The 24,688-nt window shown below is 60.3% G+C and carries 21 protein-coding genes and 2 pseudogenes; 4 read left to right on the top strand and 19 right to left on the bottom strand.

The window, feature by feature from the left end; translation table 11 throughout:
* Window positions 1–67: 67 nt before the first annotated feature.
* The 18 genes and pseudogenes from ABB29_RS16230 to ABB29_RS00970 all read right to left on the bottom strand — a co-directional run bounded on the left by ABB29_RS16230 (window position 68) and on the right by ABB29_RS00970 (window position 19,124).
* On the bottom strand, window positions 68–469 hold the full coding sequence (locus ABB29_RS16230; RefSeq protein WP_157062430.1) for a hypothetical protein: 402 nt from the start codon (window positions 467–469) through the stop codon (window positions 68–70).
* A 28-nt stretch (window positions 470–497) separates the two neighbouring features.
* The gene (locus ABB29_RS16785; protein ID WP_083487323.1) at window positions 498–1,016 is read right to left on the bottom strand and encodes a DUF4189 domain-containing protein; all 519 of its coding nucleotides are present in this window, start codon (window positions 1,014–1,016) and stop codon (window positions 498–500) included.
* A 2-nt stretch (window positions 1,017–1,018) separates the two neighbouring features.
* Window positions 1,019–2,146: a TrbL/VirB6 family protein gene (locus ABB29_RS01050; protein WP_057656744.1), complete on the bottom strand. Its 1,128-nt coding sequence runs from the start codon at window positions 2,144–2,146 to the stop codon at window positions 1,019–1,021.
* 45 nt (window positions 2,147–2,191) lie between these two features.
* The gene (locus ABB29_RS01045; protein WP_245622502.1) at window positions 2,192–2,935 is read right to left on the bottom strand and encodes a hypothetical protein; all 744 of its coding nucleotides are present in this window, start codon (window positions 2,933–2,935) and stop codon (window positions 2,192–2,194) included.
* Window positions 2,932–5,376 (bottom strand): VirB4 family type IV secretion/conjugal transfer ATPase, encoded by a 2,445-nt coding sequence (locus ABB29_RS01040; protein ID WP_057656742.1) that lies wholly within the window; start codon window positions 5,374–5,376, stop codon window positions 2,932–2,934. The genes ABB29_RS01045 and ABB29_RS01040 overlap by 4 nt, the downstream gene beginning before the upstream one ends.
* 100 nt (window positions 5,377–5,476) lie before the next feature.
* Window positions 5,477–5,785 carry a VirB3 family type IV secretion system protein gene (locus ABB29_RS01035; RefSeq protein WP_057656741.1) on the bottom strand — a complete coding sequence of 103 codons (309 nt, stop codon included), beginning with the start codon at window positions 5,783–5,785 and terminating at the stop codon, window positions 5,477–5,479.
* Window positions 5,778–6,077, bottom strand: coding sequence for a TrbC/VirB2 family protein (locus ABB29_RS01030; RefSeq protein WP_245622510.1), 300 nt, complete (start codon window positions 6,075–6,077; stop codon window positions 5,778–5,780). Before ABB29_RS01030 ends, ABB29_RS01035 begins: the two co-directional genes overlap by 8 nt.
* 134 nt (window positions 6,078–6,211) lie before the next feature.
* Window positions 6,212–7,030 (bottom strand): lytic transglycosylase domain-containing protein, encoded by an 819-nt coding sequence (locus tag ABB29_RS16775; RefSeq protein WP_057656739.1) that lies wholly within the window; start codon window positions 7,028–7,030, stop codon window positions 6,212–6,214.
* Window positions 7,031–7,054: 24 nt separating this feature from the next.
* On the bottom strand, window positions 7,055–8,092 hold the full coding sequence (gene virB11 / locus ABB29_RS01020; protein WP_057656804.1) for a P-type DNA transfer ATPase VirB11: 1,038 nt from the start codon (window positions 8,090–8,092) through the stop codon (window positions 7,055–7,057).
* 8 nt (window positions 8,093–8,100) lie between these two features.
* Window positions 8,101–9,246 carry a TrbI/VirB10 family protein gene (locus ABB29_RS01015; RefSeq protein ID WP_057656738.1) on the bottom strand — a complete coding sequence of 382 codons (1,146 nt, stop codon included), beginning with the start codon at window positions 9,244–9,246 and terminating at the stop codon, window positions 8,101–8,103.
* Window positions 9,243–10,004, bottom strand: a complete 762-nt coding sequence (locus tag ABB29_RS01010; protein WP_083487321.1) for a TrbG/VirB9 family P-type conjugative transfer protein — start codon at window positions 10,002–10,004, stop codon at window positions 9,243–9,245. The genes ABB29_RS01015 and ABB29_RS01010 overlap by 4 nt, the downstream gene beginning before the upstream one ends.
* Window positions 10,001–10,873, bottom strand: a complete 873-nt coding sequence (locus ABB29_RS01005) for a VirB8 family type IV secretion system protein (protein WP_057656737.1) — start codon at window positions 10,871–10,873, stop codon at window positions 10,001–10,003. Before ABB29_RS01005 ends, ABB29_RS01010 begins: the two co-directional genes overlap by 4 nt.
* A gap of 19 nt (window positions 10,874–10,892) precedes the next feature.
* Window positions 10,893–11,315 (bottom strand): TcpQ domain-containing protein, encoded by a 423-nt coding sequence (locus ABB29_RS01000; RefSeq protein ID WP_245622500.1) that lies wholly within the window; start codon window positions 11,313–11,315, stop codon window positions 10,893–10,895.
* Between the two features lie 49 nt (window positions 11,316–11,364).
* A complete protein-coding gene (locus ABB29_RS00995; protein ID WP_057656735.1) occupies window positions 11,365–12,024 on the bottom strand; it encodes a hypothetical protein in 660 nt (219 codons plus the stop codon).
* On the bottom strand, window positions 12,021–13,616 hold the full coding sequence (locus ABB29_RS00990) for a Tle-like phospholipase domain-containing protein (RefSeq protein WP_157062429.1): 1,596 nt from the start codon (window positions 13,614–13,616) through the stop codon (window positions 12,021–12,023). Before ABB29_RS00990 ends, ABB29_RS00995 begins: the two co-directional genes overlap by 4 nt.
* A gap of 1,073 nt (window positions 13,617–14,689) precedes the next feature.
* A pseudogene (locus tag ABB29_RS16620) lies at window positions 14,690–16,360 on the bottom strand (type IV secretory system conjugative DNA transfer family protein); the annotation flags it as partial.
* 1,010 nt (window positions 16,361–17,370) lie between these two features.
* Complete coding sequence (locus ABB29_RS00975) at window positions 17,371–18,141, bottom strand: ABC transporter permease (protein ID WP_057656732.1); 771 nt, start codon at window positions 18,139–18,141, stop codon at window positions 17,371–17,373.
* The gene (locus ABB29_RS00970) at window positions 18,138–19,124 is read right to left on the bottom strand and encodes an ABC transporter ATP-binding protein (RefSeq protein ID WP_057656731.1); all 987 of its coding nucleotides are present in this window, start codon (window positions 19,122–19,124) and stop codon (window positions 18,138–18,140) included. Before ABB29_RS00970 ends, ABB29_RS00975 begins: the two co-directional genes overlap by 4 nt.
* Before the next feature lie 50 nt (window positions 19,125–19,174).
* Between ABB29_RS00970 and ABB29_RS00965 the strand changes: the two are divergent.
* The 4 genes and pseudogenes from ABB29_RS00965 (at window position 19,175) to ABB29_RS00950 (ending at window position 23,571) form a co-directional block, all read left to right on the top strand.
* Window positions 19,175–19,977 (top strand): annotated as a pseudogene (locus tag ABB29_RS00965) (ferredoxin--NADP reductase).
* 99 nt (window positions 19,978–20,076) lie between these two features.
* Window positions 20,077–21,588, top strand: a complete 1,512-nt coding sequence (locus ABB29_RS00960) for an alpha/beta hydrolase (RefSeq protein ID WP_057656730.1) — start codon at window positions 20,077–20,079, stop codon at window positions 21,586–21,588.
* A gap of 58 nt (window positions 21,589–21,646) precedes the next feature.
* Window positions 21,647–22,393 (top strand): ABC transporter ATP-binding protein, encoded by a 747-nt coding sequence (locus ABB29_RS00955; RefSeq protein ID WP_057656729.1) that lies wholly within the window; start codon window positions 21,647–21,649, stop codon window positions 22,391–22,393.
* Window positions 22,390–23,571: an ABC transporter permease gene (locus ABB29_RS00950; protein ID WP_057656728.1), complete on the top strand. Its 1,182-nt coding sequence runs from the start codon at window positions 22,390–22,392 to the stop codon at window positions 23,569–23,571. The genes ABB29_RS00955 and ABB29_RS00950 overlap by 4 nt, the downstream gene beginning before the upstream one ends.
* 99 nt (window positions 23,572–23,670) lie before the next feature.
* Here the strand turns inward: ABB29_RS00950 and ABB29_RS00945 are convergent, their stop codons facing one another.
* The gene (locus ABB29_RS00945) at window positions 23,671–24,666 is read right to left on the bottom strand and encodes an energy transducer TonB (RefSeq protein ID WP_057656727.1); all 996 of its coding nucleotides are present in this window, start codon (window positions 24,664–24,666) and stop codon (window positions 23,671–23,673) included.
* Window positions 24,667–24,688: the final 22 nt, after the last annotated feature.

Genomic DNA, 24,688 nt, shown 5'->3' with positions numbered 1-24,688 from the left:
CGATAGACAGTTGCCAGTCGTCAAGCACTCAACGAAAACTCCACACTACTGGATGACCGCGCGATGATCACTCGGGAAGCGGTGAAGCAGGCTCGTCGTTCTCCTGGGCCAGAGATGGAGTATCGCTGCCTTCCGCCTGACCAGCTGCACCCGCTGCGCCACCAGCCATCATCCCCTCCATGCTGCTGGACGAGGATGACACTGATCCTGTTCCGCTCTGGAAAGCATGCGGGCAGACCCTTGCATACGTCGTCGACGAAACCGGGTTGTAGCAATACTGATTGGTGACGGTAAACGTTCCCAGCGCAGGACTTAGCGGAATCCAGCAGTCCTGGGGCACGCCTATCGTGCAGAACAGGAACACATTGTTGTTGTAGTAAGGGATCGGTTCGTAAAAACCCTCCGCATGTGCTGCGCCGGCACCAACCGTCAGCAGCAATGCCAGGCCAGCCAGTATTCCCTTTTTCATTGTCGACTCCGTGACTTCAATTGATTATCTAGCGGGACAGAACGGGCTTGCTACATGCAAGAGCTACTATCTTGCAATCAGTCGTGTCGCTTTCGCACGCTTCCATGGACGACGCCTTTGCTTCCTCATACGTGCTCTTGACGTGCGGGGATCGTATGCCGGTAGCGCCTTCTGCCATGGCCATGCAGCCATTGGAGTACTCAATCACCAATTTGCAGGTTTTCTTGTCACCGCCGGTATTGACGCAATCCTTCAAAGCGGCTTTTCTGGCTTTCCTGGCGCTGGTGAACTGCTCGGCTATGCCGATACCCCCATGTCCCGGAACCTCAGGATCCCAAGCGACTGCGCCGTACCGGTCATCCCAGTACGCAGGGCGTTCCGACGGTGCTGCAGGCTGCTGGTTGTAGCCTGGAATTGGTCCACAACTCAGTGGTCCCGCGGGTGGCTGTACTGCAGGAAAGTACCCCGGAGGACACGGACCTTCCGCGTGGGCGTCAATGGCCAACCAGCCAAGAGAGAATAGAAGCACCAGGATATATCTCTTCATGACTAGTTCTCCCGCTGGTTTGTTGATTGTTTTATTTCATCCAGTGCTTTACCACTCGACGGCGAAGCTACTCGATGGCTGGAAATGGAAGGGCTGGGTGTCGTCGTTCCCGAGTTGTTGTAAGCGTTGTTGTGTTGTCTTGCGTACGCGCCGGGTGGCTGACCTTGGGGGCCTGGCTGGCCCGCAGGACCCAAGGTTGGATAGGGCGAGAAACTGCTGGCCAAACCACCAAAGAATGCCGCCACCGCGGAGGGCACGGTGATCAAAGCCGCAGTCAGTAACAGTCCAATTCCTCCCTGCTGCATTGCCTGGGACGAAAGACCCTCTGGACTGAGTCCGGGAATCAGGTTGATCATTCTTGCTCCCCAGAACGCGGCCGCTACCCGTGTCGATAGGCCAAGTACGATGCTGGTAACAGCATTCAGCGCAGCCATCGCAAACAGCGTGGCGATGCCGTATTGCAGCCATCGCTGGAACAGGGATTTGGTCGAGTTGAACATCAACATCAGGATGAAAATCGGCCCTAACCCAATGAAGAATCCGATGATGAATTTGAAGAAGATCAGCATCGCACCCGCCGTCAACGCGGGCCCGGAGGTGCCAAATCCAGCAAATAGCAACGCCCGCGCTTTTTCTTCGCGCACTTCCGGATTTCCATCGACCACGGCCACTGCATCTATTGCGGACAACGCCACCTGCATGTATGCGAGATTCTCATCAATGGCATCAGACGTTGTCCTCTCTTCCCCAGTAATCAGGTAGTTAACCGAGCGATCCAGATCATGAGTGAAGAACACATTAAGGTTGTTCCCAAATAGGACCATGGAGGTGGCCGCCGATACAATGACGACCTTCTTCCCCATGTCGGTAATCAGGGATGACATCGACCCACGATAACTTCCGGTCATGATCTGATAGCCCACTATCATGATCCAGATGGTTAGCAGAGCCAGTGCCACACCACCCGCCCATAGCATGGCACGCCCCATGATGCCGTCGGACATCAGCAGAATCTGCTTATCCAGATAATCTGAGATCAGCTTGAAGAAGACTAAACTGCCGATATCCGCAGCCTGAGCTTGTAGATAGTGCAGCGGCCCGCCCAGTAGCTTATCGATGTAAACACTCATTGAATTATTCCTTGCTGTTCCGGCTTTTCTCCGGGAGCATTGCGATCAATCGACCGATAGTGCTGCTTTCAGCGTCGCGGCCTGTACAACATTGCCAATCAGGTTCTGAAGACCATCCGGACAGCCGCGCATGGCGCACTTGGCCAAACGGTCGGAGTCCTCCTGCAATGCGGCGATGTAACCATCGTATGCCGAACTGCGGGATTGCCAGAAATTCAAGTCCATGGTGGTACGCGTCAGAAGACGCTGCGTTTCATTGTCGTTGGCGGCCAGGGCACCCTGATTCGTGCCCACGGCAGCCCTTTGTCCTTCGATCGCCTGCAGCTCACGCTGCCGTTGTATCAGCGTTCTCATCATGGTTATCGTGTCGTTGTATTTATTGTTCTTGGCTAACACGATACGTTGGCAGATCTTGCGTTGCTCTTCGACGATTTCGCCCCGGAGATTTGGCCTTACTGTTCTTATCAGCTCTTCAATATCGATTGGAAATTTGTCACTTCCCGGACATTCGTCCATACCATAGGTCGCGTCCCGCAACGAGAAGTCATCGGCAAACTGCGACGCGACGAAGGTCAGCTTCTTGAACTTGATCAGCTGTTGTTGATAGTGGTCAGCAGTCTGCTTCCAGCGCTGTGCGGTTTCTATGTATTCCTGGACCATCTTGGAGATCGCAGCTGGATCTTCGACTATCCATTGCGCTGAGCTGTTGCCGCTGAACGCGAGTACGCCTACCAGCACACACATCATTTGCCTGGATATTCTTTTACTCCAGCTATTAGTCTGTTTCATCGTGTCACCTGTTCCGTTCCGTTGGATTTGCCGCTGCCCTTGCGCTGTTGATAGAACTGCTCCAGCCACTGCTCCGGCTGCAATTGTTCGATATCGATTTCCTGCTGTCGCGCCGCCTTGTCCAGGACTTCGTGGAGGATCGCGATGTTGTCGGTTGAGGCGGACACCACGGCCAGCGCATCATCCAGGCCGCGCAGATTGAGTTGGCATACGCTGGATGCGTGGCCCTGCTTGACCATGAAGCAGCGTGACCGCTCGTCAAGGTTCTTGACCACGTTGTACTCGGCTTCGGTCAGCTTGAGCCCGTTCATGTAGTCGTCGCGGCTGGCGCTGGGATTGGGCAGCAGGATCATGGTCGCGGTCTGCTCCACCAGCGCGGCGGCGATGTCGCTCTGCAATGCATCTTCCGGACTCTGGGTAGCGAAGATCCCGAGTCCGTTCTGTTTGCGGATGGTCTTCTGTTTGTTCTTGGCGAACTCTTTCAGGCCACCCTCGCCATCCAGAATCTTCCAGAATTCGTCCATGACGTAGATCAGCCGACGGCCGTCTATCAGTTCCTCCAGACGATGCAGGAGGTAATGGATGACTGGCACCCGGACCTCGGGGTTGTCGATGATCTCGGTGTAGTCAAAGCCGATGATGTTGGCCTGGCTGAGGTCGATCAGGTCCTTGGGATTGTCGAAGACCCAGCCCAGTGAGTTGCCGGATGTCCACTTTCGCAGGCGTGCGTACAGGCCGTCGTCGCCCATATTGGGCAGGCTTTTCTGCAGATTGGTCATGCTGCGCAGGTGCGGCGGCGTGTCCAGCATGCCCTCCACGGCGACGAAGATCTGCTCGTCCTCGCGTGCCGTATAACTGCTCTTGCCGGCCAGAATCTTGACCAGATCCGCCAGGAACTGGACGTTGGATTCGTTGTTTTCGCATTGGAACGGGTTGAAGCCTGTTGGCTCGCCATTCTCCAGCGACAGATAGTGGCCGCCGCAGGCGCGTACGAATATCTCGGCGCCACGGTCCTTGTCGAAGAAGAAGATGGTCGGTTCCGGTTGCAGCTTCTGCGCCTGGCTCAACAGGAAGTTGATCAGCGCGGTCTTGCCGGTGCCGGACTTGCCGATGACCAGGGTGTTGCCGATGGCTTTCTCGCCCAACGAATCCTGGCCGGGATCGGAGACGTGGAAGTTGAAGTAGTAAGGCTGGCCATTGGTCGTCTGCAATGTAGTGATGCAATCGCCCCATGGATTGTTCTGTCGCTTGCCGGTAGCGAAGTTGTGCAGCGGCGACAGACCCAGAAAGTTCAGCGAGCTGACGTTGGCCAGGCGGGTGCGGTGACGCCAGTTGCCAGGCAACTGCGCGTAGAAAGCCGATACCACGGCCAGATCCTCCTTGGCCGAGACGAAGCCTGCATTGGAAAGCTCGGCACGGGCGGTCGCCAGGTTGTGAGCCAGTTGCGCCTGCGAGTCCGCATAGACTGCAAGATTGAAATGGTATTCGCCGAGGACGAAATTACCCGACGCCAAGTCGTCCATCGCCTGGTCGAGCTCGATGATCTGGCTGACCGCCTTGTCGCCGGATGAAATCATCATGCCGCGGGTACGGTCCAGTACTTTCAATGCGTCCTGGCGGCCGACCGGGCTGAATGAGTGGGTCAGGACGTAGTCAAAATCCAGGTACTTCAAGCCATTGAGGATTCCGGGGTAGGTGCTGTCCGGATATTCCTTGATGTTCAACATCGCGCCGTACTGGCTGGGCCCCGTCGGCGGGTTGATGGCGAAGTCGCCAGTCTTGGTCGAGAACAGGTGCTTGCTGACCGGCAGATAGGACGGAAGTGGTGCTGCAAGCACTGGTACCGGCTCGTCGACCCGATTGAGGATGTAGCCGTACAACTCCAGCGCCTCCGAGAAGACGATGCCGTTGTCGGCCTCGTACATGCCCAGCCGGTAGGGCGTGTACTCCTTGATCGATGCCTCGACATTGGTCGCCAGCTCCTGGATTTTCGCTACTGCCTCGTCCTGCTGCGCCTGCAGCACCGCGGTGTCGGCGGATTTCTCGGCAAAGCGCTTGCCGCTGACCCTGGGTCGATACAGCATCGTCAGGTATAGCTGGTTGCCCATCAGCCGTTGCGACGACAACAGCTCATGGTACTGGTCGGACAGTTGCTGGTTGAAGCGGTGCCGGAACGCAGCACCACCGTTCAATCGGCGCTTGCGGCGGATGTCATGCACCCAGAATGCAACATTGACGTAGTCCGGTGCACGCAATGTCTGCAGCAGCCGGTTGAAGGTGTTGTGCCGATGCTCCAGATCCCACTCCTCGCGGCCGACGAAGGGCAAGCCTTCCAATCGCCATACCATCAGGTAATCGCCGCCCGTGGTCTTGATGACCGTCGGCGATACATGGGTGGACAGCGGTATGAAGTCAGTCTGTGGCGCGTCTGGGTTGAACATGGAAACGTCGTGCTCTGGAAAAGGATTGAAGGGTCAGCCGGTGTACGACCGGCTGGCCCTCTTGCATGCATTGGCGTGCATGCGTCCGTCTCGACATGGATTAATCATGTCGAGACGGCTTGTTGCGATAGATGTTCTGGCTGAAAACCCACATACCGCCGTTGTCGCGGATGTTGCGAGTGCGCAGACGCGTCTGCAGATGCAGACCAAGCATCCGGAATATCATCTCGTCGCGACGCGCCATCTGACGCATCACGAAAATCACCACCGGCAGCAGGAACAGGAAGAACATGTTGGTGTACATCGCCAACAGCAGCACCGAGCCCGCCGCGATGAAGAACGGGATATAGGGAACCCCGAGGAACATCGGTGGGCGGGTGCAGCCGCGGAAGAGCGCGTTCTTATGCATAGGGCAGCAGATGCATGTTCATCAGCAGCGCCGTGCACTTATCAGCACCATCGCTATCGATCACCATGTTGGCAATCTGGCCTGCAGCGCCAATCAGCAGTCCGCCAATCAGAATCGGAGCAACGTCACCGATACGCTTGTGGGCAAAAGCAATCTGGTAGCCGGCGAAGATGACCGCGATGGTGACTACTGCAATCGAACCCATGTTCAGCAAGCCGGTAATGTTGTCGAGAAATCCGCACACCTTCTTGTCTGTATCACCGTAGGCGGCCCAAGCCATCATGGGAGACATGGCAAGCGTAGCTACCAAAAGCTGGAAACGGGTGCGCAGGGAAATGGTGGTCTTTTTCATGATTGCTCCTTTGTTGCGTGGTCTAGTGAAATGGAACGGCTGAACGGTTTTTCTTGCTGAAGTGAAGCGCAGAGTCAGAAGACGAAGGCACTGTCGCCAGGGGACCTCTGTACCTGGCTGGTGGCGGTCGTTGGAGTAGCTCCTTGCATTGCCGCGGTAGGCTGCAGACGGACGGGCCCGGCCGGGTCTGCCGGACCGACCGGCATCACTGGTGGCTGCCGGCTGCTGATGCCAGCGGACGGTGTGCCGGCCACCGGTGAGGTGATGCCTGCGGACGGCGACGCCGCAAGTGACCCGGCAAACGCGGGGTCAGCTGCCACAGCTGGCTGCTCCGGCACGGCGACGTCAGTCGAAATACGGCTGATACCAGCAACGGACCGGGATGGCGCCGACTGTGCCGGAAAATGGCTGACGTCCTGCGGCTTCCGGTTCGCGCTGCCGGTGACCGGGATGGCGCCGACTGTGCCTTCGCCGGTTTTGGCCATCGAGGCGAATATTTTCTGCACATAGCCGTGGCGAAAGCCGGTGACCGCGTTGCCCGAGTAGTAGCAGCTGAAGGATTTGCCCCAGTCCTGGTGCCGCTGGTAGCACTCGGCGAGAATGCGCGCGCCGGCCTGGAGATTGGGGCAGACCTGGAATGCTTTGGTGTACGAGTCCAGACCGTACTTTTCCAGGTTGTAGCGATTGACCTGGGCAATGCCGACCGAGAAGTTATAGCCCTTGCTCTCCAGCATCCGTACCGTTGCCAGCGCTTCCTGCAGGTTTTTGGGCTGGCGTTTCAGGTGACCGCCGACCACCCCGATCGCATAGGGATTGCGCGATGATTCCACCTGTACCACATGGCGCATCACCTCCTTGGACACCGCCAACTCCGGGCACGCCATCAATTCCATTCCTGGCAACATGATCTGGGCCTCCTAGTCGTCGTAACGACGTCGTGGATCGAAGTCGATCCCGGTGATATAGCGCTGACCTGCGTGGGCCTTGATGTGGACCACGATGTCGATGGTCATCCTCAGCAACCGCTTGATGGTCTCGAACTCCAGTCCAGCCCCTTCGTTCGAGGCCTTGACCATCAATGCCAGCTGGTCCCAGGTCTGCACGGTACTGCCGGCATGGCAGCTGGTGATTGAACCCGGATGGCCAGAGGCGCAGTTGCGGATGAAATAGAACGCCTCGTCACCACGCAGCTCGGCCAGGATGATGCGGTCGGGTTTCATCCGCAGGCATGCTTCCATGCAGCTCTTGGCACTGACCTGAGCGGCACTCTGGCCACCTTTGGAGTACAGCAGGTGCACCACATTGGGTTGTGGAATGAACAGCTCGCGTGCGTCTTCGATGGTCACCAGGCGTTCGTCGGCCGGAATGTGGTCGACCAGTGACTTCATGAAAGTGGTCTTGCCGCTGCCGGTGGCGCCGGACACCACGATGTTCTTCTTGTAGTGCACGGCTTTGCGGAAGAAGTCGCCGTAGCGGCGTTGTTCCTTAAGCTCCAGCAACTCGCGATCATGCTCGCTGAGCACATCGGTCTGCTCGATGATCTGGTCGAAGAAGCCGTCCTGCTCGTACTGTTCCAGAGTGCGGCTGTGCTTTGCAGGCAGGCGAATGGTGATCGAGATGTTGCCGGCATCGCAGGCCGGTGGAATCACGAACTGGGCGCGCTGGCCGGTCGGAAAGGTCAGCGACACCATCGGGTCGACATCGGTGATGCGCTGGCCGGTGTTGCTTTCGTTGACCACGGCGGTACAGAACTGACGGGCACGTTCGAAGGTCAGCGTCGGCACGCCTGCCCGCTCCCAGCCACCACGGGTTTCGCGGTAGAGCTCGCCGGGGCGATTGATGCAGATTTCGGTGACCTCGTTGCTGGCCAGATGCTCGGCGATGCCGAGGATCTGGTACTGGTAGTCGAGGAAGTCACTGGATACCGTTGCCAGCGGTCCGTCATCGATGGTCATGTCCATGCTCAATTCCTCAGCACGCCCGAGAAGTCGACATCCTTGGAAACGTAGATGTTGAGAATGCTGCCCTGGTTGATGGTGATCGTCGGCTCGCGATTGGCGCTGCGCTGGACGGCCTGATTGGCCAGATCCTGCAGCGTCTGCGCAGTGTTGCTTTCAAATGGGTCCTGGACCACCGCGCCGGCGCCTGGATAGGCGGTGGTGGTGGTAGGTCCATTTTCCTCGCCGTAGTATTTGAACGCGTCACTCAACAGGCTGATGAACAACGCAGAGCCAATCCGCTCACCCCAGTGGGCGCTGTAGTCGCCCGGATGTCCGGCGCTGCCAAGCTGATCGATGCCCGGGCTGGACATGGTGACGTCGATGCCGGTCGGGGTGACAATGCGATCCCACACCACCGCCGCGCGTTTGCCACGTATCGCATTGGATGCGTACTGACCGAAGACCTTGGAGCCCTTTGGCAGCAGCAGCCGGCTTCCATTCACCGAGTACACCGGCTCGGTCACCACGCAGGAGGTAAATCCGTTGACGTCGGTAATGATGCGGGTTTCCAGCGCACAACGAATATAGGTGCCGCGCAGCAGCAACGCATCGGGCTGGTTGAGGAATGTCGCGCTGCTGGCCTGGGTCGGCTGCAACAGGCCGTCCTGGGGATTCTGCGGACCCGGCTGGCCAAACCCGGCGGGCGCTGGCGCGGATGCGGCGTCACTCATGGTTCGACGCTCGGCCAGTGTCGGCCCACGCGGTACCGGCTGGCTCGCCTCCGCGAACATGTCGTCCTGTGGTGGCTCGGGCATCGGCGGCAGTGACGGTGCCGCGGCATCAGCCAGCGGAATCGGAGCGCTCGCAGGCACGGGCGGCACCTCGGGCGCGGCCGGCACCTCGACCTGTTCGTTGCGCACTGCCGGCGCGGCTTCCTTTTCACCGGAGGCACTGCGCAGCAGCAGCCAGCCGGCGGCCAGCAGCAACAGCACCAGTGCGGCCAGGAACAACAGGGCTTTGCGATTCAGACGCTGGTTGTCGGCCGTTTGCAGGACCGGCGCGCTGGCATCGAGTCCTGCCTGTGAAGGCATTTCCTGTGGCGACTGCGCCATGTAGGGATTGCCGTCGGCGCCGGCATGTCCATCTTGGGGGGGAGTATGGGTATTCATTGCGGTTGGCTCCTGCGCAGGCCGATCACGTCGGAACCATGTCGGACCACCAGATACGGATAGACGCCGTGGACAACAATGGTGTTGTCCTTGACCGTGCTGTTGACCACGAAGTCGTCGCCGCGCTCGCGCTCGCGTCCGAACACCACCGGGAAGTTACCGGTCGGGATGTTGGTCAGGTTGCTCAGCTTGATGTAGGTGAAACGGCCGTCGTCGTAAGTACTGACCGGTATCAACCACGTATGCTTGGTACGCGTCTTGTACGCGTAGTCAAAGTTGTAGGCGCGATCCTTCTCCAGGTCGACGCTGAGTTGTGTTTGCGGGACGCTCGGCTCCGCGGTGGCCGGCTCGGTACCGCCCGGATAGCGGAAAGTAATCTTGTACTGGGCGCCTGCGTTCTTGGCCTGCTCCAGCGCAGTCCAGTCGGTGGCGACTACCTTCAGCTCGAAGATATAGGAATGGCGTTCGGTGCGGACCAGGAAGTTGGTGTCGACATCGACGTTCTTCGGCTTCAGGTAGAAGACGTTCTCGCGCCGACTCAGCTCCCAGCCATTGCTGAAGCCGGTGCTGTAGTCGAGGATTTTCTCGGTCGGGCTCAACTCGATCTGAGTGGTGATGCCCAGCGCGGTGCGCACCTGGTAGATCTTGTCAGGCGCATATTCGTACTCCGAGATGACCTGGGCCTTGAGCGGAAATACCAGGCACGAAAGAACCGCGAACAGGGCCGACCCGGCACGGAAAGCGTTGCTGATGCTCATGGAACGGGTACCCCATTGGTTGGCGCGGGCGCGCTGGAAGCTGGACTTTCTATCGGGTCCACACCCGGCAGCTGCGCTGCCGGCACTCCGTCCGCTGACTGGCTGGCTGCCGGGCTGGCCGGTGTTGCAGTCGGGTCCGGCACCACTGCGGGCGTTGACGAATAGTCGCTGTCGACGCGGTAACCGCTGACACGAAAGCCCAACGGGTTGAGCAGGCGGTCTTCCTCGCTCATCTCCAGGTTGGCTTTGTAGCTGTACTCCACCGTCGCAATCTTGTTGTCCATGAAACGGCTGGTGCCGCTGGCCTTGTCGAACATATTGCGTTGGAAGCGGACGGTGGCGCCGGATGGACCCTTGGCCGGGTCACCACCGAACAGTTGCAGGCTGAGGATCTTGATCCGTATCGAGCGACCTTTGCCATAGACCTGCAGCGGACCATTCGGGTTGCGTGATGAATACAGGGCCCGGTAACTCGCCGACACCTGTGGCTCGGCCATGGTGAACACGGTGTTCCAGTCGCGCGTACCGATGAGTGTCCAGTCATAGGACTCACGGGCGCGGATGAACGTCGCCACGTTGGCACGGTTGATGGCTTCGCTGGCCGACACCGTGTTCTCGCGCAGACGCGCAATCGTCGCGGTGCCGGTGTAGGCATCAGCCAGGACCAGGAACGGGACCTTTTCCTTCAGTGGCATGACCACGATGTAACCCGCCGCCAGCAACAGCGTGGTGACCAGTGCGGCAGCTGCCACCCGCCATGCCAGGCGTTCGCTGCGACGCGCCTGGCTTGCCAGGCTGGTTTCATAATCGACGGCCTTGCCGACGGCGCTTCTCACCGCGGTGGTATCGTCTTTTTTTCCGAACTTCATGACTGCCTTGTTCCCTGTCTTAAGGCGATGAGGAGGTGGCGGCCGCGTTGGCGGACGCAGCCTGTCGCACCACGATGCTGTTGTTCTCGACGCTGATCGCCAGGCCCTGCGACGCATAGATGTCGTTCACCTGCGCCAACGCGGCGGCCAGGTCGGCGCTGTGCACCTGGGCAACCGCCCCGTACAAGGTGTAGTCCATCGACGACTGGTACGACAGCGACATGCCGGTGTCACCCGCCCAACGCTCCAGCATCGACTTGAGAGTTCCATCCAGCGGCGCTGCGTAATACGCGTAGGCCGGCTGCAAGGCGATGGCCTGCGGCGCTTCATCAAAACGGTTGACCGGCTTCCAGCGGCCACGGAATTCCGCAGCGGGGGTGGAGGCGCAACTGCTTAGCAACATCAGCAGCGCCGACAGCAGGATAAGGAAGACTGATTTCACTGTTTTATCTCACAAAAGAACGAGTCAGGACGAGCTGGCATAGATGGCTTCACTGTTGTTCCGGGTCACTTGTGGAAGGGCAGTGCAGATAGGATTCGAGCGTCTTGTCCCAAGCGACGGTCTTGTCGAAGGAAGGGTCCAGTTCGTCGCCTCCTTTTGACGTGAATGCACTCATCCCGTGCTGGATCATGTAACGGGGCACATAAGAAGGCGCACCAATCTGTCTAATCTGCTGACACAACACCTGCATCCGGGCACTGTCTTCTGAGATCGATGTCATGGCTGCCTGGAAGCTTTCAATCTCTTCCTTTGGCAAACTTCCGAGGTTCTCCAGCTTCAGAACTGTCACTGCCTGATGGGCAGTCCTGTCGGTGACCCTGAGCGTATCGAAGATCCCATAGGCTCCCGCAATCGAAAACAGACCGGCAGCCTTATCCATGTCGCCGTTGTTTACGCAGGCGGCTACTCCTTTGTAGAGGTCTGCAGGTGTGTAGTCATTCTTTACTTCGCCCAGACCAATACACCCCAGCGGATGCTTTGATTCGAGATTGCCATTCGCCTGATGATTGACGACGCTCGGCGTCGATGTTTCCGACGCATGTCCAGAGATGGAACAAGCGCAGGCGAGGGCCAGCATTGCCGCCTTGAGGCTAATAGTCCTTACGGGAGCGACGGAAAGCCCGTTCTGCGTGCCGATGTCTATTGTCATGACAAGCCTCGCGCCTGATGATTCTGCTCTTGAATGGTTGCCAACTGCGCTAGTTGTTGCTGTTCGAATGTTCCCGCCTGGCGCATCGTCTCGGCCATCGGTGGTGCTGTCGAGTTGAGATCGCCGAATGCGACTTCCCAGCGATAAGCACCATTTACAACGACCTTTCCCTCATTCATCTCAACCGATGTGATTCGTTCCGGTTCAAAGATGCGTGCGCGTCGGCATGCCAGCGTCAGTTCCGCAGCCTTGTCGTCGCTGACAATGGCAGGAAGACGTTGGCGTAGATGCTGGAACATGGCGTGATCTGGATGTTCTCCGTCACGGTAGTCAGGCGTCTTGCTTTGGCCGCGAAGCTGCGGTGATTCATTCCGGTCAGGCAGCTGTTGATTGCGCTCGAACGCATCGTCCATTCGGTCACCAACAAAGTCACCGATCCGCTCAATCGCATTTTTGCCATGGTCCAGGCCTGCTTTTATGCCGTCGCCAGCATGTCTGATGCCGTTCATCAGTACGTTGCCCACTTGACGGTAGGCCTCAGCCTGCTGGTCGGCCCGATCAATTTCGCGCTGCCCTATGGCTGTCAGGCCATCCTTGAGCGCGTCGCCGACGTGGCCGCTAACGTGCCGTACACCGCGCACCAGATACTCATTCGCCTGGGCCTGCTCCCGGGCCTGCTCGGCCCGTTGCTGCGCGGCGAAAACTATGGCATCGCCAATGCCGGTGGCGGCGGAACGAGCCACCTCGATGTCATGACGATAGTTATCGATCATGGGCGAATACTGCGCTGCCAGAACCTGTGCCTGCGGATCTTCCAGCACCGACTTGTCAGGTTTGCCATCACCATCCCTGCGGGTGAAGTAGTGCATGCTGTGCGAGCCAATGCCACTAGCCGCCGCTGATAGCACGTCTTCATTCCACCAGCGCGATTCGTTGGTGTAGGCGCCATTCTTGATGTTCTCGATCTCTTTCTCTGTTGCGTACACCTTGACCTGACCAAAATGCGGGCTGGCGGCACTGACCACATCGCTGGCCATCACATGATTGATGACGGTATGGCCACCTTCGGGAACATCGTAGCCAAGGCTGGCGACACCATAGCTGTTGAATGTCTCGCCACGCAGACCGAATTTGTGGGCTGTTATCTGGGTCAGTGCACCGCCGAGCGAATGGCCAGTGACGGTTACTTCGGGGATTGGTTCACCTTCTTTCCCAAGGTCCTTTGCGATCTGAAGCGCCTGCTCGGTCAACTGTATTGCATCATCCAACTGCGGATTTACCCGCCCGAACACCATCGCAGCATCGGTGGCTATATCCAAGGTTCCGGGGTTATTCCACATGCTGGCATCGACCAACATCTTGTCACCCTCGGTACCCCGGTGAGCGACGACAATCTCGCCTGTATCCTGGCGCTTATAGATTGTCCCCTGATATCCGCTGGCTTCATTGCTGCTGTGGACAAGAGGCAGATAGCTTACGCCGTCAATTTTGACTGAAACGAAATGAACTTTCCCATCAGCATCTTTCTTGGTCTCGGGTGCCTTATAGCTTAAGTCCGAAAGTTCGGCGTAGTGCTGGCTTGGGATAGTCACGGTGACACCTTTTCAACGGCGACCGTTATGGTGAAGAGATCAGCATCCGTGATGCTCGGGCCGAACTGGGATCGGTCACGACCGTAGATTGGATAAACCACGTCATTCTTTGGGTATCTAATCCTGTTGTAGAACTTCGTTACGCTTTCCCCACCCAGAAGCTGCTCCCTGTCAACGTCTAAAGAGAATGACGTGTCATCCGGACTCTGGGTGGCACTGAAGGAAGCGATCGCGCTATGCAGAATCCACGTGCACATCCCAAACCCGTAGTCCTTGTCGGCCATTTCATCCGCATAGAAGTAGCCTTTCCACTCATTATCAGAAGTTTTCTTAAGGTCTATGCCTTTGGAGTCATATGGGCTACTGAAGATGCCGTTGAACTTGTCGACGACATAGCGACAATCAGGAGCGCTGTATCCGGCACTACCACCCACTGATTCAAACGGTCCTGGTGCGTTCTCCACCGTGATCGTCACTTCATACTTTTCAGTCGGATTCGGATTATGCAGATAGGCGTCCGGCTTGCGCGGCGATGAATCGCACCCCAGTAGGGACGCTGCCATCAACGCAGTCGCGGCAGTCTGTTTGATATTCATGTGTTCCTGCCCTTCGGGATGATCACGCTCTTCGACTGCGACGGAAACGCTCGCTTGTGGTCGCCGCATATGCGGTGCCGGCTGCTTGACTACGATTGGCAACTCTCCAGTCAGCGGGCCCAATGCCTGGCGTGTGCGCTGGTTGGTCAGCGTAACCATCCGCTGCAGATTGAGGTCCTGCAGGCGGTCCGGCTCGGCTGGTCGTCCTACCGTGGTCAACAAGCTTTCGGGACTCGACGGACGTGGATTGAGCACGCTGTCGGCTTGCATATCCATTGCAAACGGCACTTTGCTGCTGCTGTTGGGGCGGCTGGTGATTGCGGGTGCCGGGGCCGGCGCTGCGGGCGCCGCGGGCGCCGCTTTCGCCAGCGCTACCGCGGCAGGCTCCGCGGGCCTGGACAGAGGCGTTGGCGGCAGATCCGGCGCAGTGAACTGCTGTTGCTGTAGCGGAGCGCTGTGCGTGGGCTCCGTCCGCCCGAGCTGCAGGGTCGCTACCTGGGGTTTGTCCAGGCGCATCCGTGATTTGAAGGTGCGGTCCTTGTAATAGCGGATCTTGCGGCATTTGATCGGATGGGCGCTGCCTTCTACCAGTACGATCTGCTGCTCCGGACTCATGGCCTTGAGCTCCTGTGGCAACATCAGCGGCCGCCGCTCTTCCAGCTCGGTATAGGAGTTGCCGCCCTGGCCGCGACTGCGCTGGCGTCGACGCACGGTAGTGTCGCCGAGCATCTTCGAGTACTCCTCGGCATCACGCTGTTCCCTGGGCGTATAGATGATCTGGCAAGCCAGATTGGTGACCATGCCACGTGCAGCATCGGCGCCGTACACCGACTCGAGCTGCGACAGCGACTGGATCACGCAGGCAATGCGCACGTTGTAGCCGGCCAGCCAGCCGACCGCATTGACGATGACGTTGACTTTGCCGAGTGCGGTGAATTCATCGAGCAGGAACAGGCATTGGTGCTTGAGCGTGGGATCCTGTTCCGGCAGCACCGCGCCGTTGGCCTTGATCGCCTGCTCGAAGAACAGATTCAGCAGCCCGCTGGCTTCGCTGAGCTTGCTGGGTGCGATGCCGACATAAATGGTGATTACCTGGCGGCGAAGATCATCCAGACTGAAATCATTGCTGGAGGTGGCCGCGTCGACAATCGGATTGGCCAGGATCAGCAGGGGCGCCTGGGTCATGGCGATGACCGAAGTGAAGGTCTCTTCGGCCAGCCCCACTACATTGCCCAAACCCATGCGGGTGTTTGGCTGCACGAATGGTAGAGCCATCAGCGATTGCAGCGACTCTTTCAGGTTGCCGTCACCACCGGACAGCAGTCGATAGATATCGCCGAGTGTCGGATGTGGGTACTTGCTGTCGTTCTGTATGCGTTGTGCGTGTTCGTCGAATAGCTGGCTGGCCACGGCGACGAAAGTCGAACGTGCCATATTGGTCCAGAACGGGTCCTGTCCCTGCGCTTCCTTGTACAGGGTGTCGGCGATGGATTGCAGATCCGAGGTGCGATGATTCAGGTCGGTGCGGACATAGGAAAGCGGATTCCACGCATGCGTGCGCAGGTCATCGGCGAACGGATTGAACAGGAATACCGGGCCCAGTTGGCTGCGCCAGCCGGCGGTGACATCAAATGCTTCCTGCTTGATGTCCAGAACCACCACTGAACCGCGGAAGTTGAGCAGATTCGGCATGACGAAGCCGACGCCCTTGCCCGAGCGGGTGGGTGCGGCAAGCAACGCATGGCGGGTGCCGGGCAGGCGCAGCAGACGGCCACCGGATTTGCCGATGATGATGCCGGTCGGGCCATCCTTGAGCAGTCCCTCGCGGCGCAGGTCGGCACCGTTGGCGAAGCGCGCTTCGCCATGCAATGAATGCTTCTTCGATTTCAGCAGCGGATACAGCGATACCAGCCACAGCAACAGCGGCAGGCCAAAGCCAATCGCGCCGGCCAGTTTGATCTTCCCCGCAAACGGCATGACGTCGGGCAGACCGATGGCCTGGACGTACTGCGGATACAGCGTCAGCGTCAGCGGTGCCTGCATGCCGAGCAGCTGCAGCGTGATCCAGCCGGCCAGATACACACCGCCCACCAGCGCCAGCAGCAGGGCGAAAACGGCAACGCCACCGGCAACACCACGGGAGCTCATCGGTGCACCCGAAAGCCTGGTATCGGCGGGTGCCGTGCGGACATCCTGCCGCTGGTATTCGAATCCCTGCTCACCTGCAACTCCCAACAACCTTCATGCGCAAGATTCACTTGCGTCCCTGTCAATCGCGCTTATCTGCACACGCTGTCTGCAGAACCGAATCTGGGCTGGTTACCGCCTCCTGTGCTGCATGGTGGCGGCTTCAATGCTGCAGACTCGTTATCGCGTCCCCTTCGAACATGCATGGCATTGCATTTCGAAATGCAGGTCTTTCCTCGACCCGCCGGCAGACCTTAGCACGCAAAAACGCGAATTTCATCGCAAAAATATTAACTTTTGCAGTGACTGCCATCTATAAAACGAGTTGCAATGTTGAATGTGATTTTATGGTCGCGCTTGCTTCGCGCCGTACTGGATGTATCGCGGTCGGTATCTGGTTTTCAATAGGAGCGCGGCGCGGACACAGCATCGATGGATTGAAATGGCCCAGATTTGTTCGGCTGCGGTCAACGTTTGAGAACAATCTCACGTACTGACATCAGCGATGAACATGTGTGACATGGGTTGCCGCGCGGCAGCGGGCACCGTGCATGCGCTCAGGTGTGCGCAAGCAGGCATCCGGTGCTGACAGGGAGGAAATCGATGAGCGTCAACGGCGTGAGCGTTTCCGCTGACTGCAGGACCCGTGGGAGATCGCATCCCTGCTTGAGGTGAACGATGCGTGCATCGGCACACGCGACGTCGGTGGATCCGCCCGCGCGTTGCCGCTGGCATCGGCCAGTGGGTGTTTCACAACAGCACTGTCCATGCCGGCGTCAGGCCGGGTGCTGGCCGGTCAACCCACGATGCGCTGCGACCTGCAGGCTGAGCGCACCGGAAAAGAGCGGCTCCCGGGCACACGATGGATCGTTGGGCTAGCAGGCCACCCCGTTCACTGCGCTTGGCGCGGCATGCAGGGCCTTTGCTCAGCGCGCGGCGCGTGCGAACCAATCCGGCGCGCAGCATCGGCGTCAGCTGCGCAGACCGACGCCGCGCTTCAACAGCCACAGCCCGAGGATGGACAGGCCGACCACGAACGCAATCATCAGCGTGTAGGCGACCCCCAGCGGGACGTCGGTGGTGCCCAGCAATCCGTAGCGGAACGCGTTGACCATGTAGAAGATCGGGTTGGCATGGGTCAGCGCTTCGGCCCAGGGCGGCAGCAGCTTGACCGAGTAGAACACGCCGCCGAGATAGGTCAGCGGGGTCAGGATGAAGGTCGGGACGATGGCGATATCGTCGAACTTCTTGGCGTAGGCGGCGTTGACGAAGCCGGCCAGCGAGAAAATCGTCGCTCCCAGCAGCACCGTGCTGATGGTTACCAGCGGATGCGGGATGCGCACCTTGGTAAAGAACATCGCGATGATCAGGACGATCACGCCGACCAGCAGACCGCGCAGGACCGCACCGAGCACGTAACCGAGCAGGATGACCCAGTTGGGCATCGGGCTGACCAGCAGTTCCTCGACATGGCGGCCGAACTTGGCGCCGAAGAAGCTCGACGAGATATTGCCGTAACTGTTCTGGATGATGCTCATCATCACCAGTCCGGGCACGATGAACTCCATGTAGCTGAAACCGCCCATGTCACCGACCCGCGAGCCAATCAGGCCACCGAAGATCAGGAAGTACAGGGTCATGGTAATCGCCGGCGGCACCAGCGTCTGCGCCCAGATGCGCAGGATGCGCATGACTTCGCGGCGGACAATCGTGCCCAGTGCAATCAGGTTGGGCGAGCTCATGCGGCGGTCTCCGGGGTGGTGTCAACGGCAGTGGCCTGGGCGCCATCACCGGTCATGCGGACAAACAACTCCTCCAGTCGGTTGCTCTTGGTCCGCATCGAGCGGACCCGGATGCCGGCTTCGTTGAGCCTGGCGAATACGCTGTTGAGATCCATTGCCCGTGGCATGTCCAGGTCCAGCGTATGGCTGTCCGCCGCCACCAGGCGGGTGCCTTCGATGACCGGCAATTGCGCCGGCAGCTCACCATCGATGTCGAACAGGAAGCCTTCAACGTCGAGCTTGGCCAGCAGGGTACGCATAGGCCCCTGTTCGACAATCCGGCCCTTGTCGATGATGGCCAGGTTGCGGCACAGGTTTTCCGCTTCTTCCAGGTAATGCGTGGTCAGGATGATGGTGGTGCCGGCGGCATTGATTTCCTTCAGCGTCTTCCACATGCCGCGACGGATTTCGATGTCGACGCCGGCGGTGGGCTCATCCAGGATCAGCAGGCGCGGACGGGTCATCATGGCGCGGGCAATCATCAACCGGCGCTTCATGCCGCCGGACAGCGTGCGGCTCATCATCTGCGCCTTGTCCCACAGCTGGGCGCGCTTGAGTTCTTCTTCGGCACGCTGCACTGCCTCGCGGCGCGGGATACCGTAGAAGCCGGCGTAGTTGACCAGGATATCGAAGGGCTTTTCGAAGAAGTTGAAGTTGATTTCCTGTGGCACCAGGCCCAGCAGGCGCATGGCGCTGTCACGGTCGCGGGACAGGTTGACGCCGAAAACTTCCACTTCGCCGGCGGTCTTGTTGACCAGCGAGCTGACGATGCCGATCAGGGTGGATTTGCCGGCCCCGTTGGGTCCGAGCAGGGCGAAGAAGTCGCCGGGGTCGACCTGCAGTGAAATGCCCTTGAGCGCCTGCACGCCGGTGTCGTACTGCTTGCGCAGCTCGGTGATGGCCAGCGCCGGCACGCCGGCCGCGCCTGCTTTCTGCGGTTCCATGGGAGGGTCCTCGGCGCGGTGGGGCGCCTGATCAGGTGCAAACCTTTATTATAAGCGTCCCGCCGGACCACGCCCGGCATCACTGTGTTCCAGAGACGCCTTGGCCATCGTTCACTTCCCGCTGAAGCTCGTCGACCGCCGCATGCTGGCTCCAGCCGTCGGTCACTATGTGTTCGTCCGCAACGACGGCCAGCCGCTGGATTTCATCCCCGGCCAGTTCATCCAGGTCCATTTCAATTACGCCGATGGCACCGCGACCAAGCGCAGCTACTCGCTGGCGACCATCCACGATCACACCCTGGGGCCAGGGGAAGCCGTCGAGATTGCGGTCAGCTTCGTCCCCGGCGGTGCCGCCACCGCCCTGTTCGAAGGGCTCGACGCCGGCGGCCAGATTGATGCCAGCGGGCCTTACGGGCGTTTCTGCCTGATGCCCGGCGATCAAAACCAGCGTTACCTGCTGATCGGCACCGGCACCGGCATCACCCCTTACCGGGCGATGCTGCCGCAACTGGCGCAGCTGATGTCCGAACGCGGTATTGAAGTGGTACTGCTGTTCGGTGCACGCACACCGGAAGAGCTGTTGTATGGCGACGACTTCCGCGCCTTTGCCGATGCCCATCCGCGGTTCCGGTTCGTGCCGTGTTTTTCCCGCGAGTTGCCCGACAACCCGCATGCCGACGTGCGCCACGGCTACGTGCAGCAGCATCTGGCCGAGTTCGCACCCGATGCCGGCACAGATATCGCCTATCTGTGCGGCAATCCGAACATGGTCGACGCCTGTTTCGACGCCCTCAAGCAGGCCGGGCTGGCGGTGCCGCAGATTCGCCGCGAGAAGTACGTCAGCAGCAAGTAACCGGCCAGCCAGCCGGCGCCGGTCTTCCCCACTTTGGTCACATCCCACGCCTGCCCACGTCATGGCATGCTGAGAGGTCAAACAAAAGGAAGACTGCCCATGCGCAAGATGTGTGTCCTGCTGATGGCCGCGGCCTGGTTGGCCGGTTGCAGCGAGCCCAGTGCCCCGTCGCCAGACGCCAGCCAGGCTAGCGGCCTGCGGACGTATGGCGATATCGCGTTCCAGCCATGCACGCTGGCCAATGGCTTTTCCACCGCCACGGTGGAGGCCCAATGCGCCAAACTTGAAGTCGCCGAAAATCCCGATGCCCCGCAGGGCCGCAAGATAGCGCTCAACATCGCCTGGCTGCCAGCGACCGAAGAGGGTGCGGCCGCCGATGATCCGGTGTTCTTCCTGGCAGGCGGCCCGGGCCAGGCCGCGGTGCAGGTGTGGCCGCAGATTGACGCGGCATTTGCCGAGGTCCGCAAGAACCGCCACATCATCCTGGTCGATCAGCGCGGCACCGGCGAATCCAATCCGCTGGCCTGTCGCGACAGTGAGGGCGAAAACGCGTTCTCCGACGACCAGGACACCAGCACCGATGCCGCGATCGCGTTCGCCCGCCAATGCGCGGCTGATCTCGACGCCGACCCGCGCTTCTATACCACTACCGACGCGGTCCGCGACCTCGACAGCGTGCGCAGGGCGCTGGGCGTGGCCCGGATCAATCTGGTCGGCGGCTCCTACGGCACGCGCGTCGCCCAGCAGTATGCGATGCACTACCCGCAGCAGACCCGCAGCATCGTCATCGACGGTGTCGTGCCCAACACCCTGGTGCTGGGCAGTGAACACTCGCGCAATCTGGATCAATCGCTGCTGCTGCAGTTCGAGAAATGCCAGCAGTTGCCGGCCTGCAAGCGCGTGTTCGGCAGCGATCTGCGCGAACAGCTACGTGGGCTGATGAGCCGGCTGGCGGCGAACCCGGTTACCACCACGTATCGAGACCCCTTCAATGGACAGCAGAAGCAGGGCCAGGTCAGCGCCGGCAGCGTGGCGCTGCTGACCCGGATGTTTGCCTACGTGCCGCAGGCGGCGGCGCTGTTGCCGTTGGTGTTGAACGAAGCCGACCGCGGCCATTACGGTCCGCTGATGTCGCTGGCCACGCTGGTCGACGGGCAGATGAGTGACCAGTTCATGCATGGCATGCAGTTGTCGGTGATCTGCGCCGAAGACGGCGACCGGCTGCCGACCGACAATCCCGCCGACGCCGACACCGTACTTGGCAACGAAATGAACCGTTACCTGAAAGCCCAGTGCTCGGTGTGGCCGACAGGCAAGCGACCAGCCGATTTCAACAAGCCGTTGGCCACCGACGTGCCGGCGCTGTTGTTGTCGGGTGAATTCGATCCGGTGACCCCGCCCCGTTACGGCGACGAGGTGGTGAAACAACTGCCCAACGGTCGCCACCTGGTGCTCAAGGGGCAAGGCCATGGTTCTTTCGCGGTCGGTTGCGTGCCCAAGCTGCTCGGCCAGTTCATCGAAAACACCGACGCCAAGGCGCTGGACGCCTCCTGCCTGGAGGCACTGGGTTACGTGCCGCCGTTCACCAGCTTCAACGGGTGGGAACCATGATGCCCGTGTTACGGAAACGTCACGCCATCCCATCCACGATGCAGCAGGGAGCAAGCGCATGATCATCGCGCAGGATTTGCACAAGACATTCAAGACCAAGACCGGGCTGGTGAAGGCGGTCGATGGGGTCAGCTTCGAGGCCCGCGACGGTGAGATCACCGGCTTGCTGGGCCCCAACGGCGCCGGCAAGACCACCACCATGCGCATGCTGTACACCTTGATGTCGCCCGACAGCGGCAGCATCCAGGTCGATGGCATGGATACCAGCAGTGATGCCATCGGCGTGCGCCGCGCACTGGGCGTGTTGCCGGACGCGCGCGGCGTCTACAAGCGGCTGACCGCACGCGAGAACATTGCCTACTTCGGTGAACTGCACGGTCTGTCCAGGGCCCAGATCGCGCAGCGGACCCAGGTGCTGTCGCAGGCGCTGGACATGGCCGACATCCTGGATCGGCAGAGCGAAGGCTTCAGCCAGGGCCAGCGGACCAAGACCGCGATTGCGCGCGCCCTGGTCCACGATCCGCGCAACGTCATCCTCGACGAACCAACCAATGGCCTGGACGTAATGACCACGCGCGCCATGCGCGGCTTCCTGCGCCAGCTACGCAGCGAAGGCCGCTGCGTGATCTTCTCCAGCCACATCATGCAGGAGGTCGCTGCGCTGTGTGATCGCATCGTGGTGATTGCCAAGGGCCAGGTGGTTGCCGCGGGGACCGCCGAAGAGCTGCGCCAGCAGGCCGGCGATGACAATCTGGAAGAGGCCTTCGTCAAAATCATCGGTTCCGAGGAGGGCCTGCACGCATGATCATGCTCAAGACCGTTTTGACTGTCATGCGCAAGGAACTGCGCGATCTGTCGCGCGACCGGCGGACCTTGTTCCTGGCTCTGTTCCTGGGGCCGTTGCTGTACCCGGCGTTGATGCTGGGGATGGGTTCGCTGGCGGAGAAGCGTGCCCGCACCCAGCTCGATACCGCGCTGGAAGTACCGGTACTGGGCGCGCAACATGCACCCAATCTGATGGCATTCCTGAAGACCCAGGCCATCGTGCCCAAGGACCCGCCCGCGGATCTGGATGCCGCCATCCGCAACCAGGATATCGACGTGGCCCTGCGCATCAGCGACAACTATGCACAGGACTGGCGCGAAGGCCGGCCGGCGCTGGTGGAAGTGATCATGGACAGCACCCGCAGTGATGCCGAGATTCCGGCCCGGCGCCTGACCGCGGCACTCAATGGCTACAGTCGCCAGGTCGGTGCATTGCGTCTGCTGGCACGCGGCATCGATCCGTCGGTTTCCATGCCGGTCAACGTTGGCAGCCAGGATCTGGCAACCCCGGAAGCCAAGCGCGGACGCCTGTTGTCGGTACTGCTGCCCTACCTGTTGATTCTTACCTCGTTCATCGGTGGCGCCTACCTGATCCTGGATGCCACCGCCGGCGAGCGCGAACGGCAATCGCTGGAGCCATTGCTGGCCACGCCGGCCCCGCGCAGCGCCGTGGTCAGCGGCAAGATCGCCGCCGCTTGCCTGATCGGGGCGATCTCGCTGCTGCTGACTTTGCTGGCGTTCAAGCTCAGCGCGCAGCTGTCGCCGGGCGTGGGCAGACAACTCAACGTGACCTTCATGGCGATGGTGCAGATGTTGTTCATCCTGCTGCCGATGTTGTTCATCGGTACCTCGCTGCTGACCTATCTGGCCGCATCGGCCAAGAGCATGAAGGAAGCGCAGAGCCACATCACCTGGTTGATGCTGTTGCCGATGATCCCAACCTTCGCCTTGATGGTGAATCCGATCAAGACCCAGCTGTGGCAATTCGCGGTGCCGTTCCTGGCGCAGAACCAGCTGCTGCTGAAGGTGATCCGGCACGAGCCGATCAGTGCGCAGATCTGGGGGGTGTATCTGCTGGCCGGTTTTGGCCTGGCGATCCTGCTGTGGTATGCGGCGGTGCGCCGCTATCACCAGGAACGATTGGCGATATCCGGTTGACCGGCAAGCCGGGAGCATGCGACCGGCACACAATCATCAGAAAAAAAAGGGGCGGAGATGATCCGCCCCTTCTTCATTGCCTCAGTGATCGGGCGCGACTTATTCGCCGGGATTGAAGCCGATGGTCCGGCGGGTAGTCACCGGCTCGCTGATCGGTTCGAACTTCCAGCGCTTGGTTGCATTCAAGGCTTCGCGATCGAACACGCGTGCCGGGTTGGAACGCACCACCCGTGCCGAGCTGACCGAACCATCGGTGGCCACGGTGAATTCCACCAGGACCTCGCCGCCGGTGCCGGCGCGCAGCGCCTCAGCCGGATAACGTGGTGCCGGCGCACTGACCACCCGCAATACCGGCGCGGCCGGAGCCGGCGGCGGCGCAGCCGGTTTGGCGGCGGCGGTCGCGGCTGGTTTCGGCGTTTCCGTCGCGGCCTGCTCGGCCGCCTGCTTGCGCGCGGCTTCGGCGCGGGCGGCTTCCTGCTGACGGGCGACCTCGGCGGCCGCGGCAGCTTCCTTCGCCTTCTGTTCTTCTGCCTGCTGGGCCAGGCGCTGCTGTTCGGCCAGGCGCTTGTCCTGCTCGGCCTTCTCTTCCTTGGCCACCGCACGTTGTGCAACCGCGGCCTGTGCGGCCTCTATGCTCTGCTTCAGTCGCGGCAGCGCCGGGGCATTGGGATCGGTCTTCTCGATGATCGCCGACAAGCGCTGTGCTTCCTCGAATTCTTCACGGCCAATGCTCTGCTCGGCGGCGATCAGCGTGTACGGCAGCAGATCGGTCAACGCGCTGTTGACGCCCGGGTCGTCAGGCTGCTTGTCGCGCAGCGCCAGGTAGTACTCCATGGCGTTGTCGCCGGCCGGCGCGTAGATGCGGTTTTCGCGCAGTGCGTTGGCCGCCGACTCGCGCAGCTGATCGGTGTTGAGTGCCTTGACCTGCGAGGACACGGCCTGCTCCGGTGCCACCGGCTTGGCGGCTGCCGGCGCGTTGGCCGCCGGGTTGCTGGCTTCGGGCTGGGCCGGATCCTTGGAACAGGCCGCGACGGCCAGGATCAGGACCAAGGGCGCAACAAGGCGCGATTTCTTATAAATCGTGGCTGACGACATGTTTTGGTTTCCCCCAAGAAAC

This window comes from Pseudoxanthomonas dokdonensis (genome assembly GCF_001431405.1).
In the GTDB taxonomy this organism is placed as follows: domain Bacteria; phylum Pseudomonadota; class Gammaproteobacteria; order Xanthomonadales; family Xanthomonadaceae; genus Pseudoxanthomonas_A; species Pseudoxanthomonas_A dokdonensis.
This window is presented reverse-complemented; position numbering and strand designations above follow the sequence as displayed.

Excerpts from the sequence above, each read along its gene's own strand:
- ABB29_RS16785 (WP_083487323.1), bottom strand. The coding sequence starts at position 1,016 with ATGAAGAGATATATCCTGGTGCTTCTATTCTCTCTTGGCTGGTTGGCC.
- ABB29_RS00960 (WP_057656730.1), top strand. The coding sequence starts at position 20,077 with ATGCGCAAGATGTGTGTCCTGCTGATGGCCGCGGCCTGGTTGGCCGGT.
- ABB29_RS01010 (WP_083487321.1), bottom strand. The coding sequence starts at position 10,004 with ATGAGCATCAGCAACGCTTTCCGTGCCGGGTCGGCCCTGTTCGCGGTT.
- ABB29_RS01015 (WP_057656738.1), bottom strand. The coding sequence starts at position 9,246 with ATGAATACCCATACTCCCCCCCAAGATGGACATGCCGGCGCCGACGGC.
- ABB29_RS00995 (WP_057656735.1), bottom strand. The coding sequence starts at position 12,024 with ATGACAATAGACATCGGCACGCAGAACGGGCTTTCCGTCGCTCCCGTA.
- ABB29_RS00975 (WP_057656732.1), bottom strand. The coding sequence starts at position 18,141 with ATGAGCTCGCCCAACCTGATTGCACTGGGCACGATTGTCCGCCGCGAA.
- ABB29_RS01005 (WP_057656737.1), bottom strand. The coding sequence starts at position 10,873 with ATGAAGTTCGGAAAAAAAGACGATACCACCGCGGTGAGAAGCGCCGTC.
- ABB29_RS00970 (WP_057656731.1), bottom strand. The coding sequence starts at position 19,124 with ATGGAACCGCAGAAAGCAGGCGCGGCCGGCGTGCCGGCGCTGGCCATC.
- ABB29_RS16230 (WP_157062430.1), bottom strand. The coding sequence starts at position 469 with ATGAAAAAGGGAATACTGGCTGGCCTGGCATTGCTGCTGACGGTTGGT.
- ABB29_RS01045 (WP_245622502.1), bottom strand. The coding sequence starts at position 2,935 with ATGAAACAGACTAATAGCTGGAGTAAAAGAATATCCAGGCAAATGATG.
- ABB29_RS00945 (WP_057656727.1), bottom strand. The coding sequence starts at position 24,666 with ATGTCGTCAGCCACGATTTATAAGAAATCGCGCCTTGTTGCGCCCTTG.
- ABB29_RS00950 (WP_057656728.1), top strand. The coding sequence starts at position 22,390 with ATGATCATGCTCAAGACCGTTTTGACTGTCATGCGCAAGGAACTGCGC.
- ABB29_RS01050 (WP_057656744.1), bottom strand. The coding sequence starts at position 2,146 with ATGAGTGTTTACATCGATAAGCTACTGGGCGGGCCGCTGCACTATCTA.
- ABB29_RS00955 (WP_057656729.1), top strand. The coding sequence starts at position 21,647 with ATGATCATCGCGCAGGATTTGCACAAGACATTCAAGACCAAGACCGGG.
- ABB29_RS01040 (WP_057656742.1), bottom strand. The coding sequence starts at position 5,376 with ATGTTCAACCCAGACGCGCCACAGACTGACTTCATACCGCTGTCCACC.
- ABB29_RS16775 (WP_057656739.1), bottom strand. The coding sequence starts at position 7,030 with ATGGAATTGATGGCGTGCCCGGAGTTGGCGGTGTCCAAGGAGGTGATG.
- virB11 (WP_057656804.1), bottom strand. The coding sequence starts at position 8,092 with ATGACCATCGATGACGGACCGCTGGCAACGGTATCCAGTGACTTCCTC.
- ABB29_RS01030 (WP_245622510.1), bottom strand. The coding sequence starts at position 6,077 with ATGTCTCCCATGATGGCTTGGGCCGCCTACGGTGATACAGACAAGAAG.
- ABB29_RS01035 (WP_057656741.1), bottom strand. The coding sequence starts at position 5,785 with ATGCATAAGAACGCGCTCTTCCGCGGCTGCACCCGCCCACCGATGTTC.